General features: G+C 31.9%; 13 protein-coding genes. 4 read left to right on the top strand and 9 right to left on the bottom strand.

Annotated features, from left to right (window positions below; translation table 11 throughout):
* Nucleotide 1: 1 nt before the first annotated feature.
* From N4A68_19605 to N4A68_19595, 3 genes are read right to left on the bottom strand one after another with little or no spacing between them, the layout of a single operon-like run.
* A complete protein-coding gene (locus N4A68_19605) occupies nt 2-1645 on the bottom strand; it encodes an RDD family protein (GenBank protein MCT4566506.1) in 1644 nt (547 codons plus the stop codon).
* A gap of 25 nt (nt 1646-1670) precedes the next feature.
* Nucleotides 1671-3332, bottom strand: coding sequence for a hypothetical protein (locus N4A68_19600; protein MCT4566505.1), 1662 nt, complete (start codon nt 3330-3332; stop codon nt 1671-1673).
* 2 nt (nt 3333-3334) lie between these two features.
* Nucleotides 3335-4120, bottom strand: a complete 786-nt coding sequence (locus tag N4A68_19595; protein MCT4566504.1) for an ABC transporter ATP-binding protein — start codon at nt 4118-4120, stop codon at nt 3335-3337.
* Between the two features lie 366 nt (nt 4121-4486).
* Here N4A68_19595 and N4A68_19590 point away from each other — a divergent pair, with 366 nt between their 5' ends.
* Nucleotides 4487-5488: a hypothetical protein gene (locus N4A68_19590; GenBank protein MCT4566503.1), complete on the top strand. Its 1002-nt coding sequence runs from the start codon at nt 4487-4489 to the stop codon at nt 5486-5488.
* Nucleotides 5485-6321 carry a protein-glutamine gamma-glutamyltransferase gene (locus N4A68_19585; GenBank protein MCT4566502.1) on the top strand — a complete coding sequence of 279 codons (837 nt, stop codon included), beginning with the start codon at nt 5485-5487 and terminating at the stop codon, nt 6319-6321. Before N4A68_19590 ends, N4A68_19585 begins: the two co-directional genes overlap by 4 nt.
* Nucleotides 6322-6412: 91 nt before the next feature.
* On the opposite strand, the gene N4A68_19580 is transcribed toward N4A68_19585, so the two are convergent.
* The 5 genes from N4A68_19580 to N4A68_19560 form a co-directional block, all read right to left on the bottom strand.
* A complete protein-coding gene (locus tag N4A68_19580) occupies nt 6413-6931 on the bottom strand; it encodes a permease (protein MCT4566501.1) in 519 nt (172 codons plus the stop codon).
* Nucleotides 6928-7413 (bottom strand): permease, encoded by a 486-nt coding sequence (locus N4A68_19575; GenBank protein ID MCT4566500.1) that lies wholly within the window; start codon nt 7411-7413, stop codon nt 6928-6930. The genes N4A68_19580 and N4A68_19575 overlap by 4 nt, the downstream gene beginning before the upstream one ends.
* Nucleotides 7414-7581: 168 nt before the next feature.
* Nucleotides 7582-8262, bottom strand: coding sequence for a hypothetical protein (locus N4A68_19570; protein ID MCT4566499.1), 681 nt, complete (start codon nt 8260-8262; stop codon nt 7582-7584).
* Between the two features lie 194 nt (nt 8263-8456).
* A complete protein-coding gene (locus N4A68_19565) occupies nt 8457-9008 on the bottom strand; it encodes a hypothetical protein (GenBank protein MCT4566498.1) in 552 nt (183 codons plus the stop codon).
* 110 nt (nt 9009-9118) lie between these two features.
* Entirely contained in the window at nt 9119-9607 is a 489-nt protein-coding gene (locus tag N4A68_19560) for a GAF domain-containing protein (protein ID MCT4566497.1), read from the bottom strand.
* A gap of 431 nt (nt 9608-10038) precedes the next feature.
* On the opposite strand from N4A68_19560, the gene N4A68_19555 reads away from it, so the two are divergent.
* Both N4A68_19555 and N4A68_19550 read left to right on the top strand, forming a co-directional pair.
* Complete coding sequence (locus N4A68_19555; GenBank protein MCT4566496.1) at nt 10039-10677, top strand: methyl-accepting chemotaxis protein; 639 nt, start codon at nt 10039-10041, stop codon at nt 10675-10677.
* Nucleotides 10678-11064: 387 nt separating this feature from the next.
* Nucleotides 11065-11961 (top strand): DMT family transporter, encoded by an 897-nt coding sequence (locus tag N4A68_19550; GenBank protein ID MCT4566495.1) that lies wholly within the window; start codon nt 11065-11067, stop codon nt 11959-11961.
* Between the two features lie 114 nt (nt 11962-12075).
* Here the strand turns inward: N4A68_19550 and N4A68_19545 are convergent.
* The coding region (locus N4A68_19545; protein MCT4566494.1) for an S-layer homology domain-containing protein at nt 12076-14260 on the bottom strand (2185 nt) is incomplete at its 5' end.

The raw sequence follows: 14260 nt of genomic DNA, 5'->3' as shown, positions 1-14260 counted from the left end.
ACTACTGAAAATACCATACTCTTTGCCAGAATTTATTTATAGCAAATTTTATAGGATCTATATTATAAACTTCTATTATATTATTAAACTCTATATCTTCTTTTTCTTCAAATTTGAAAAATAGGTTCGCCATATGATTTTTTGTTATTATTATATCCTTTATGCCATCATCATTTATATCACAATTTCCTTGATATTCTGTGGCATACATATCATTTTCTTTGCTTTTTCCTCCACACCATATGCCTTCCCATTTATCCTCTTTTCTTGTGTAGACTTTAAGCCATATATCTTCCTTTCTCATGAATGAAGCTTGCCCTGTTAAGGTTAAAAATATTATATCATCCCTGCCATCACCATCAAAATCATCTACCTTTACTTCATGGGCATTATTAATTGAATTTAACATCGTTGACCAACTTTTTATGTTTTCTTCTTTATGGAGCTTTACAGCTTTATCACTATACTCCAATCTGTTAATAGTTACTTCATCTAAATCCTCAGCTATTAAATATAATTCTTTTTTGTTATCTCCATCAAAATCGCCACTTATTATTCGACCTAATTCTTCTATAACTTCATAGAAATCTTCCTTTAATTTGCCTTCACTAAGCCTATAGGAATACATACGTGGTTTTCCCACCGTGTCATAAATCCATATTATATGATTATTGCCATTGTCATCCTTATGGATTTCAATATCAGTAAAGAAATTATTAAATTCATATACCTTAGTGCTATATTCCTTAGAATCTATCATTTTGTATATGCCATTAATTTCTTTGTATATCATCAATCTATTTGCATTATCCTCTGAGTCGGTCACAATTAACTCGAGGGATTTATCATTATCTAAATCTGCTAATTCAAAGGTTGCCCCCCAATCATTCTTTTCATCTTGGCCCGGGGAAGCTTCTATATCATAACTCTTTTTTATACTAAGTTTATTTTCATTCCCCTTATAGATATTTAGAACTTTTCCATTCCTGCCAGCTACAATTGATATCATGTCCTTTGACCCATTTCCATCAACATCTAAAAATTTCATATCTTTTATAGTTTCGTTTATGGTTATGGAATTCACCTTATGTAGCCCAGACATTCCAACATCATTTACAAAGGAATTTAGTACTCCACCTGTAAAAATCAAAGTGGTTAGAATAAGGGCCCCTATCCTGATTCTTTTTAATTTTTGACTCTCTTCCCACGGACTATTATCTAATTTTTCAATAATCAAATCTTCATTTTCCCTTAATATTACTATAGTACTGGCTAATTTATCATGCCATGTTTGTCTATTATCATTGAAAAGCATCCATAGATAACCTATACTTAGAAAAGTCTCTGATAATGTTTTTGAAAAATATCTAATAAAGGCTTGTTTTAAAGTTAATTTATCACCTAATGTAGATATTACTCTTATCTTAAGAGCCATTTTTCCTATTGTCATACCATTATGATAGATACTAAAAACTTCATAGGAAAAATCTATTAATATTACTATAAGAATACTAAATACATTTATATCACTTGCTTTTAGTATTATCATATCAGCAAGTCCTATGATTAACCCATCTATCAATATGGCTCCAAATCGCCTCCAGAAAGATGCATAATCTATTGATATATATCTTTTATCATCCATACACCCACCCCCTAAATAAAACCACTTAAATTATATCTTCCCAGCTTATATTAAAGCTTTTCTTCCATAGAAATATGATTATTAATGCTACAACCACACAATAAATTGGCAATCCAAATTTTATAGACTTTAATGCCCACTGTAATCCAAGAGAAACTCCACAAAATCCTGCTGTAAGAAAGAATGTTCCTGCATTATTTTCTTGGATATAATTTATATCCTTACAGAAGGGAAGATCCTTAGAGGATTTTTTGAGAATTAACAGACATAGTAAAATCATATTTAGAAGCATTAATACTATATCCGTAATAATTTTGAACTTATAAATAACTAAAAATACCAAGCTCGGTATCAGATATATTGGAACAACGTATTTAATTAGAAATCCCTTAAATGAGCCCTTATATATTGGAGAAGGATTTTCTATGGGTAAAACCTTGTATATCCACCCTCCCTTGTATTTCTCGCTTGAACCTATCATGGTTATCAAATTTGCCAATAATAATACTGAAAAATATATGGACATATAAGACTTACCATTTGCGATCTCTAAGATACTCTCAGAAAAGCTTCTATCACCTCTAAAGGTTCTAAGAACCATTATCATGGGCATAACTGCTGCAAATGCTAAGTTTGGATATATTCTTAATTTGAACTTTCTTTCATTTGATATCATGTCTTGGGTGAATCTAAAAAATATATTTTCCATCCTATCAGAACAAAGGATTCTAGTCGATTGTCTACGTATTCTTTCTTTTATCCCCGTTAGTACACCTGTTCTCCCACTATTATTATTTAGTTTTACAAGATTCTTTTCAAAATATGGTATTACAATTTTTATATGTATTATCAATGAGATTATTGGAACTAAAATGCTAATGATCCCTAAATAGATAAAATGGCTTCCATAGTCACCATTTATAAGCATTTCAAAGGGAGCTGCAAACCAAGCCGGTGGAATAAGATAAATCCACCACTTCGGTGTAAAAACTAAATCTAAAGAAAAAACATCAAACATACGACCTATAAACTGATACCCTATAAGCAACGTTATGGATAAAATAATTTGAACATAGTTTATAATATCCTTAAGCTTCTCTCCATCGAAAAAATTCAAAATAATACAGTATAAAGAGGAGGTCAAGAAAATGATAAAAGCCGAAATTAGTATCATATCCAAAAAGAATACCAAAAAAAATATAAACCCATGTTTTATAGTCCCTGCAATAAGGGAAGGTCCTGCAATGACCATAGTAATAATGAATAGATAGATAAATATGTGAACTATCTTAGCAGCATTAACAGTCTTAGCATCTATTGGTTTAGATAATAGGATATTCTTATCCTTTACGTCTAATAAAACCGTTGAAAAATCAGAAATCATAGTTGTCATAATCATAAATATACTTATACCAAAGGCAAAGCTCATCTTTACAAACAGGGATAATGATGAGATTACCATTGCCATGACTAATAATCCTACCAACCCATAGGATAATAAGGATTTGATAAAAAAGTTATTTTCTTTTTTATCCTTTTTTTGATTTGTCATGATAGTTGGGACACGTCTTCCATCCATAATGAATTTGAGCTGTAATATTCTTCTCATCACTTTATAATCTATTCCCATTTTTTCAAAGATAAAGCTAAATCTATCAAGTAGTTTTAAAGATCTAAAATCCTTCATTACTACACCGCCTTTAAGGTACTGATAAATTCATCAGCAATATCCTTATGCTTATTGAATCCAGTCAACTGATTAAATATTTGTTCCAGAGATCCTTCAGTACTCATTTTCTTTAGTTCTTCAAAGGTTCCATCTGCCACAATTTGCCCATTATTTAATAGCAATATCCTATCACTTATCTTTTCTACAACCTCCATGATATGGGATGAATAAAAGATAGTCTTACCCTGGGCTGCAAGCTGGGCTAAAATTTCCTTAAATATCATAACACTGTTTGCATCCAGTCCACTTAGTGGTTCATCTAAAAATAATATATCGGGATTATGTATGAGGCTAGCTATAATTAACAACTTTTGTTTCATGCCCTTTGAATAGGATGATATTCTAGAATAATAATTTTCTTCTCCAACCCCAAATAAAGATAATAATTTTTTAGCTTTAGCACCTACTTCTTCAGTCCCCATCCCATAAACCTCACCTAAAAAAGTCAGGTATTCATGGGCAGTTAGATTATCATATATTTCAGCGGATTCCGGTACATATCCAATTTTTCTTTTATACTCTATTTTATCCTTCGAGATGTCCTTACCAAATATCTCAATTTCACCTCTATAGCCATCTAAAATACCTAATAGAATCTTTACTGTAGTACTTTTACCCGCACCATTTGGCCCAATATATCCTATAATTTGACCGGAATACACCTCAAGATTTATTCCCTTAAGTATATCCTCTTTGTCTTTATCATAACTCATCTTCAAGTCCTTTATTGTAATAACCGGTTGCATATATTAAATTTACCTCCTAATTTTATGTTTTATATAGGTTTTTTATAGTATAAGCTAAAGTCTATACTAAAATCCCTATAGTAAATCTTATTATTAAAGATTATGTTAAATTATACCATATACATTATTATGTTGAAAGGATACCCTATTTTAAATACGACAAAGGGACTTAACTCCTTCCATATAGTCTTTCTAATTATATCAGGTAATTTAGTCTCCTACTATATTAAAATCAACCAAAATATCTAAACTTATCTTTAACACAAATGGTAGGTTCCCAATATTATATATTATAACTCTTTCTTCGAGTAACTTTAGTTTTGAATAATACTAAGGTGATATAGAGATTATGAAAGGAGCTATCGTTTGTCTATGTATAATTCAAATTCCATAAATCCTCTAGATAAAATAAGACTTGATAAGGGAATTGAAGAAATGAAGGATCATTTCGTAATATTGGCAAAAAAAAATAATGAAGAGGCCTTGAACTTAGTTAACGCTGAAAATCTTCGTTTCCCTACCCTATTTTTACTTAAGAATGAAATTGATAATCTTAACCTTCTTGACAATTTAAGCTTGAGAAACAAAACTGCAATAGAAATTACCGATGAAGTGATAGAGAAAAACAAAAAAATTTCCATAAACGAATATATCTCTTCAGACCTTACTCAAATTGCTTATTCCGTTTTAAAGTGGATATTTGATACGGGTTCTAATGATGATGGTTTAAGCAACGAATATGATGAGGTTTTAGATATAAGTGCGATACTTTTAATCAGAATATATAAAGATCAAACAATATTACCCACTATAGTAAATATGATCTTTGACAGAAATAGAAGGGGATATTTTAATCATGACCTGGTTTGGGCTTTTTTTGAATCAAAGGACCCCAATAGTTTGATTATGATTGCAAATGGTCTATTGTCCACGGAATCAAAGGATATTGATTTAGCAACCAAGCTTTTAAGCTTTGTCCCTGGTATGGGAAAAAATAATACGGCTAATAAGGAAAAAAAATATACCACATTCCTTAATTGGCTCAAAGAAAATAGTCCATTCCTATACTTCACAGGCCAAAGTCTCCAACAAGTCAATAAACCCATAACCTATATAATAGACCTAGAAGCAAAATATCTTAACAAATACGTAGACTCCGATACCGGTAAAAAACTCAAAGCATTGACCGGTGAAGAGGCTAAACTTCTATATGAGTTTAGTAGACTAGATATCAATACGAGGCTGTTACTTGCGAATTACTCGAGTAAGTTATATAACAATAATAAAACCCGGTGGACTAGGTGGATACATTATCCCATGACAGAACAAATCAGAATTGCTAAAGGCATGATGGAGGGAGAACAATGATTGAGATTTCGGGTAGTAGAATAGATACTAATGATATTATTAATGAATATCCAAGGGATGGTATTGAAGTCAAGATACTTGAAATATTATATTCCAGTGATCGTTTGTATATATATGAATCCTTAGATGAATTAAGGTTTGAACTAAATCTTAGGAAAAATATCATAAGTGCATCAAGAGAATTAAATGACAGCTATTTTTCCTTTAGAACCTTTAGGAAATCCATATGTAATTCTGAGTATTGGACACGTACAGCTGAAGGTGGTTTTTTAATAAAGGAAGATGTAAAACCTTCAGACGGTATTAAGGACATTTTTATCAACAGCTCTATGTATGGCACCGAATGTGCCACTGCAATAGTTATAGTTTATTATAAAGCCCTTGTGGATATATACCCTGAGGAGTTATTTAATCAATTATTTGCAAATATACATCTTATGAACTGGCATTATTTAGATAGAGATCTTGATATACGCTACTATGAAGATGTAGATTTTTTACCCGGGGATTGCAGATACTTTAAAAATCCAGATGTGAATCCTCTAACCCCTGAATGGCAAGGGGAAAATGTTATTGATCTAGGTGATGGAACCTATTATGGTCATGGGATAGGAATAGGAACAGCAGAAGAAATCATTGAAGCATTAAATGATAATAGAAAGGAAGATTCCACAACATCTGCTTATTTGCTCGATTCTGCTACTCGCCCTAATTTCAAATATCTTGGTGAAAAATATTATGATTTTATAGCAATGCAGGAAAGAGAAAACTATGATAGAATCTATGCATACTATAGAAGCTTTGAAAAAAAGCTACCAAGGGTATTTTGTTAGTGGGTTCAATATAAATTTATCCGGAACTCTCTATATAGAGTTTTGAGATGTATAAATTAAGTTTAACTTTTGGAAATCTATATTCTAAATTTTAGTGCTGTTTATCTATGGGTAATTTCTCCACAAAATACTTTGATATAATGATAGAGCTAAATATTACCAGTGGTAAAGATATTATTAGCCTTATAATTGAAAATTTTATCCCTATAAAAGATGCTTCAAAGATGGTCATTGGTATTCTAGTTAAAGCAGATGAGCCAATATAGGTTAAAACATAGCTTAGATTGGCCCCCTTTTTATATAAGGAATATCCTACTGGAAATGCTACATAGGCTCCCCCAACCGTAGTACTTGATAGTATCACTGCCCACAAATAGCCTTTATATCCTGAAGCATCTCCAAAATACTTTTCTATAGTTTCCCTTTTAACCCATACTTCAAATAGACCTATTAAAATAAAGGCACATGGAAGTACTTTCATCATGCCTAGGGTAAAGCCCATGAAATTAGTTCCTATTTTCACCCCTGGATCAAATTTAAATATGAAGGATATAAATATAAATACTATATATATTATTAATCCTGTAATTTCTACCCTTTTATTTTTCATAATATTATCTCCCCATATAATACTCCAATAACTAAAGCAATTACTATGGCCATTATATAACTAACTATATTTCTTACAATAGTAAGTTTTTTCCCAAAATACTCACTTTCAACAGGATAAGTTAAAATACCTACCATCATCAGTGTAGTTGAAAAAGCCGATACAACCATATAACTTACACCCTTTTGAACTAATATACCACATAGGGGAAATGCAATGAACCCGGGCATCATTGTTATGGACCCCAATAGGGATGCTAATATAGCACCTTTATATATATTACTTCCTCCAAGATATTTAAGTATCACCTTATCAGGAAATAAATAAAGTACTATTGATATAAAAATAAGCATCTTAATAAAAGCAGGTAATATTTTTGCAAATTTCTTCCATGCAATTTTTAGTGCTTTAAGTGTCTTTTGTTTACTTGAAAAAAATGAAAATATAAGTAATATACAGGTCAGTATATATATATATATCATGGTCTCACCCTATCCTTAGTAGTCCTATGGAAATCTAACTCTAAGCCAAGGCCTACTTCCTTAATATCAATTTTTTCCCTAATTCCACTTTGCTTTGCAAATCCATACAATAGTAGGCATATAAACCCCTAAAATTTAAAATAGAAAAATTCGCAATATATACATAGATTATATATCCTTTATGTTTTTCAGATAAAAATCATATTCTATAAATTCTCTGTTTTTGAAAATAACAGTTGGAATGTCCCTAACTACTATTTCATCAGATATTATCTCCTTAAGGTATAAGTCCTTAGCTATACAGATATCAACGTTTTTGCCACCATCACGCATATATATGTACTCTTTACCATTCTTATCATTTTCCCTCATAAACATATATACTTTACCATTTTTAGCTATAGATTGAAAAACATAGGCCTGGGATATATATCTTTTGTTATTGGCTTCAACAAATTCCGTATTTAGAGTAGTATCTATTCCATACTTAACCTGACAGCCATTAATGGTTATTTCTCCTTCTCCAAATGGTGTATTATCTGGTAATGAGAAGTTATCCATATTCCCATTTACAGTGTTAACATTAACCCTCTTTTCATAATCGTTAAAATTCAAATTTAAATTTAAGCCTAACCTATCACAAAAAGCCCTTAGAGGTATATATGTATTCCCTTCATAAACCAAGACCGGATTGTCATCCTTATACTCATTACCATTTAAATATACGTTGAACTGTGCTGGCTGCAAAATATATTCTTTTACAGCACCATAGGCCTGTGGTGTACCCATTAGAACTGTCATGCAAAAAGCTCCTAAAACAAAGGATTTTATATTGATTTTTTTAAACATAATAATTTCCTCCTAGGTGTCCATATTATTATAATGTAATATTTATTACATTACAATAGTATCACTATATCTATATGTAAAATATTACATTTTTCTTAAATCATTAGTATTACTCAAATACCCCTACTCTTTTCTTTAATAGAATAGATTCCTTATCATCAGAAGAAGTAGTTGGCTTACCAAACTCATGGGTACTATTGGAGGCTATGCTCCCTAAGGAAATCCTTCATTAGTAAATTGGATATATTTAAAGCATCCCCACGGGTTTTAGCAGGAGCAGATATCATTAAACCTTTCTCGCTGCTCCATCCACTACGGGATTTATCCGAAGCATCCTTCTCCATGATAGTCATAGTAAACATAGAAAATTTATCTTTCATAAATATTTCTCCTTCCATTAAATTCATAAGATCATCTGAATTAACCTTAACATACCCATATCTTCCATATCCATCCCTATTGAAATTTATATCAGCTAAAGTACTCTTTAAGTTTGAAAACCCTGAATCATCCTTAGTAAATTCATAGCCTTCGATATATATCGTACCTATAAAGGTATCAGATAAAAACAGCTTTCTATTATACTGTCCATCTATTTTAATAGTAATATTTTCAATAGATTCTTCATCTCCAAGTCTATATTTTACAGCAGGTATCTCTTTATTTATTGTAATTGGAAAAGCAAATATGCCATATGCAATAAGTACAATTAATACACTCATCCATACAAATCTCCATCTGTTCATGAATCACACTCCTATTCTTGTAAAAGCTTGCCCATATCTTATCTAAGGCTTGCCCTGGTATCGATTTTACTGAATCTACTATCTAAATAATATGGAGATCACAGTAAAAATTATAATTTAACATATTCATTAAAAACATCAATGAATTTTTCAAAGCATTCTTTATCCTCTTCCTCAAATCTTGAAAATATTGGGCTGTCTATATCTAGAACCCCCTTTAATCTATTATCTTGAATAATTGGAACCACTATTTCCGATTTAGATGACGAATCACATGCAATATGTCCAGGAAATTCGTTAACATTCTTTACTACTTGAGTTTTCATTTCACTTGCTGCCCTACCACATACGCCCTTACCTATTTCTATATGGGTACATGCTGGCTTACCCTGAAAGGGTCCCAATACAAGCTCATTATTTTTATATAGATAAAAACCCACCCAATTAATATCATCAAGTAGAAGCCACAATAAAGCAGCTGTATTAGAAAGGTTAGCCAGCCAATCATTCTCATTACATATTAAGCCCTTAAGCTTTAAATTTAAATAATTATAAAATTGTTTTTTATCTTTAAACTCTACTTTTTTTATATCATGCATCTTTTTCATCTCCTAGCATTTTTAATAATTATATACTATAATCCATTACCCTACAATTATGATTTATTTTAATCCTCATGGAATAAAAATTTTACTAAGCTGTTGCAATATTATATGAAAAAGTAGATAATATTTAAAGAAAGGGGTTGAAAAATGACGAAAAATGCAAATTCTTAGCAAATCCTAGCTTATACAGATAAAACCAGTATATATTTAACTAATGAAAGGAAGATCATATGTATTTAAATGATAAAGAATTTATGGATATGATGAAAAAATTTTTCCATGTTTTATGTTCTGTTTTTATTACTGATACAGGGGTTGGACTCACAGATACAGAAAAATTTACTATGACTAAACAAGCCAATTCTTTCAAATTAAATATTCAAGAAAATGCTTATATAACAGAAAATGGAGCTTCGCAAAAGGCCATGATTACAAGACAAAATCAAGTTGCAAGATATCCTAAAGAAATCTTTGGATTTCCTATAATTGCTTATGCTATTCCATTAATCAATAATGATACGGACAATGTAGTTGGAACAATCACCTTCGCAGTTTCTCAAGAGAAAGAAAATGATATTATAGAAACGGCAAAGGAATTACAGAGTTTTTCTGAACAATTATCCCTATCCTCCCAAGAACTTTCAAGCTCATCACAGGAATTATCAGTAAGTAGTCAAGCTTTTAATACAACTATTAATAATATTCAACAGCAAATTAAAAGTATGGATGATATCCTTAAGTATATCAATAATGTTGCCAATACTACAAATCTATTAGGACTTAATGCAGCAATCGAAGCCGCACGGGCCGGTGAGCATGGAAGAGGCTTTGCAGTGGTGGCTGAAGAAATAAGAAAATTGGCTCAAAGCAGTAAATCTTCAACGGAAAATATAACAACAACATTAACTACAATTAGAGATGATATTAATAAGATGATTGACTCTATTAATACCTTTGCAGAAGTTAGCGAAGAGCAATCGGCCCAAACACAACAAGTAGCGGCTGGAGCAGAACGATTGAATGAACTATCGATCAACTTAATAAAAGCATCGGAAAATCTATAAAATAAATATATATAAGGGGACGATCAGTAAATAGTTGATTTTGAGCTATTAAGATAAGAAATTATTAAAATCCTTGGATTTGGATATTATAAACTTGGAAACCCAAATGTCCCCTTACTATGTTCTTTAATCAATGTCCACCTATCACTGGGAGTTAGATTAAGACCCCATCCCCCACCAATTAAATATTACTAACCATACATATCTATAAAATGATATAATATTATTAATCGAGCAAATTGCGTAATTGCCTTCTTCGTAAAATTGTGTACTATATATAGTTTTAAAATCTGCAAAGCCATACCCCATGTATTATGCAATTTCCTCAAGTATATTTAATATATCTAAATCTATGATTCAATAATTAGTTATGTTTGGAGGAATATTATGATTGAATCTCATTTGGGAGAAATAGCTGCCCTAGGAACAGCTATTTGTTGGACCGTTACATCTATCTCCTTTGAGTTAGCAGGACGTAAAATAGGTTCATTATCCGTAAATTTAATACGATTAATTATGGCATTCTTTTTAATAGGCACCTTTACCCTCTTCACTAGAGGAATGTTTTTACCCCTCGATGCATCTTCAGATGTCTGGATATGGCTCAGCATATCGGGTCTTATAGGATTTGTATTAGGGGATTTATTCTTATTTCAGGCCTTTGTAGAAGTAGGTGCTAGAATATCCATGCTTATAATGGCCAGTTCTCCACCCATAACAGCTCTTCTTGGATTCATAATAATGGGAGAAGTGCTTACTTCACAACAACTAATAGGAATGCTTATAACAATATCCGGTATAGCTACTGTTATACTAGTAAAAAAATCAGGCAATAAAAAATTAGAATTTTCCCACCCTGTTAAGGGACTAACATATGCATTTTTAGGAGCATTTGGTCAATCTCTAGGATTAATCTTAAGTAAAAAGGGCATGGGAAATTATAATGCATTTGCTGCCACACAAATCAGAATTATATCCGCAACAATTGGATTTTTAATAGTAATTACTATACTCAATAAATGGCCAAATATAAAAACTGCAGTAAAGGATTCAGATGCAATGGCAAAGGTATCCATAGGTGCTTTTTTCGGCCCCTTCCTGGGAGTCTCGCTTTCTCTAATAGCCGTTAAGTTTACAACAACTGGTGTTGCATCTACACTAATGGGAATTGTTCCTGTACTGATAATTGCTCCTTCAATTATAATATTTAAAGAAAAGATAGGTTCTAAGGAAATAATAGGTGCAATAGTTACTGTAGCAGGTGTATCTTTACTATTTCTATAAAGTTACATGCAGCCTAATTTTAATAATTTAAAAGCTATATTTTAGGAAATCAAAAACAGAGCTGTAACTTTTTCTAGGTTACAGCTCTGCTTTTTAAATTATTTGTTCAAAAATTTAGTATTTAAGCAATCGTAATAAATTACAGATTACGGTAGCAACTTCGGCTCTAGTTGCTTGTTTCTTCGGCTGGAATTGATTCTGAGCGTTACCATGCATCAACTCTACCTTTACTGTAAATCTTACTGTTTCTTTAGCCCAATCTGCTATTTGATTTTCATCAACAAACTCTGTTAACTCTGATTTTTGTTTCAAATCCAACCCTTTGTATTTCACATAACGGGATAATATGGCACAAAGTTCTTCTCTTGTTACAATTTGATCCGGCTTAAAGATACCTTCTCCATATCCTTTTACAATCCTATGCTCTGCACCCCAAGCAATGCCATCGGTATACCACTCGTTTTCCAAAACATCAATAAACGGGTTATTTTTACTGTAACTTGGTTTGTTTTCTAGTCTATATAGAATCGTTGCTATCATGGCTCTACTTGTACCAATGTAAGGACTGAACTTGGTGTCTGAAGTCCCTGACATGATACCTTTTTCGTGTACCATTAATACTTCATCATAGAACCAATCCTGTTCTGATACATCGGTAAATGGTTTTTCTACTTTGCTAACTGCTTCTTTATTTGTTTCTTCTTTAGTTTCTTCTTTAAATAGTACCTTAATCCTATGGCCGTTTCTTATATTTTTTAACGTGTATTTATCGACTGAACCTACGGATTTTCCATCAACCAATACATCTGAGATTTCATAGCCTTTTTTGGCTTTGATGGTAAAGGTCTGGTCATTACCTTTACGAATTCGTAAAATATGATCTGAACCACCGTCAGGGGTAATTGTACCTTCGCCCTTTACAGTAAGGGGAATATCATAGTATTTATGGGAGCTATGTCCACCACCACTGGAAGAACTGCTTCTATATGTCCAGTGGGCATATATAGTGGTGTTTTCTGTAAACACAGTGTCCTTTGTGATCTTAGTTCCACCGTTTAACTTTGTATACCAACCGTCAAAGTCATAACCTCCGCTACGAGTTGGAGCTGGTAGTGTGGTAAGCTTTCCGTCTGTTCCTGTGAACATATTCGTAGATGAGATAGTTCCACCGTTTGCGTTAAAGGTAATAGTTTTCCCTGCTGTCTTATACCCAATGGCATAGGTAGAGAATTTTTTTGCGTACACATAGATGAATCCGTTTACTTCATCTAAATAATAGGTTCCATCTGAATAAGGTGCTGTTGGTTTTGCTTCACGCTTTATAAATGTGTTAACGGCTTTTTCATGGTAACGATATACCTTAACATCTGATTTATCTTTAAAGTCATAAGGTATTACAATTTCCAGTACTTTACCTACTTCTGATTGCAGTTCACTGGTATCATTGATAGTTTTTATTACCTTCATATCCAGAAAATCTAATTGTTTCCCATTTGCTACCTTCTTGATATCAGCGGCATTTGGTGCTTTCTTTTCCTCTTTTTTCTCTACAGTCATTTTAATAACAACTTTCGGTTCTGAAGATCCTTCAGCAACCTCATCTAAACCACCTACAACCACTTCTGGGGTTTCATCTCCCGTTACTTCTAGAATACTGTCTTTGTTTGTGTTAGGTAAAGATACGTTTTTTGTCACATTTCTCTTTTGAATGATAATTAAAGAAGTGACAGTCTTCTCGCCCCTTGTAATTACAAGATTATATACCCCTTTTTTAAGGTCTGTAAAGCGATAATTCCCATTTGTATCTGTATTTGTTTCTCTTATTACATGTTTTCCTTGTTTTAGTACAACATGTGCATTATTTACTGGGTTATTTTCATTATCTACTACACTTCCTCCAATTTCAAATTCTTCTTCATCTGGAATTCCATCATTATCATCATCAGGGTCTTTTGCATCATCTATTCCATCGTTGTCATGATCCTTTGGATGCTCATCTTCGTCATCATTTATTCCATCATTGTCATCATCTGGATCTTTTGCATCTTCTATTCCATCATTATCATGGTCCTTTGGATACTCATCTTCTTTATCTGGAATTCCATCATTGTCATCATCATTTGGATATTCATCCCCTGTATCATCTATTCCGTCATTATCATCATCTGGATCCTTTGCATCATCTGTTCCATCATTATCATGATCTTTTGGATAATCATCTTCTTCATCTGAAATTCCATCGTTATCATCATCGTCATCTTCTGTATCTGAAATTCCATCATTATCATGGTCTTTACGA

This window comes from Maledivibacter sp., from assembly GCA_025210375.1.
GTDB lineage: Bacteria > Bacillota > Clostridia > Peptostreptococcales > Caminicellaceae > JAOASB01.
The sequence above is the reverse complement of the archived record's forward strand: the minus strand, read 5'-3'. Positions and strand labels throughout refer to the sequence as shown.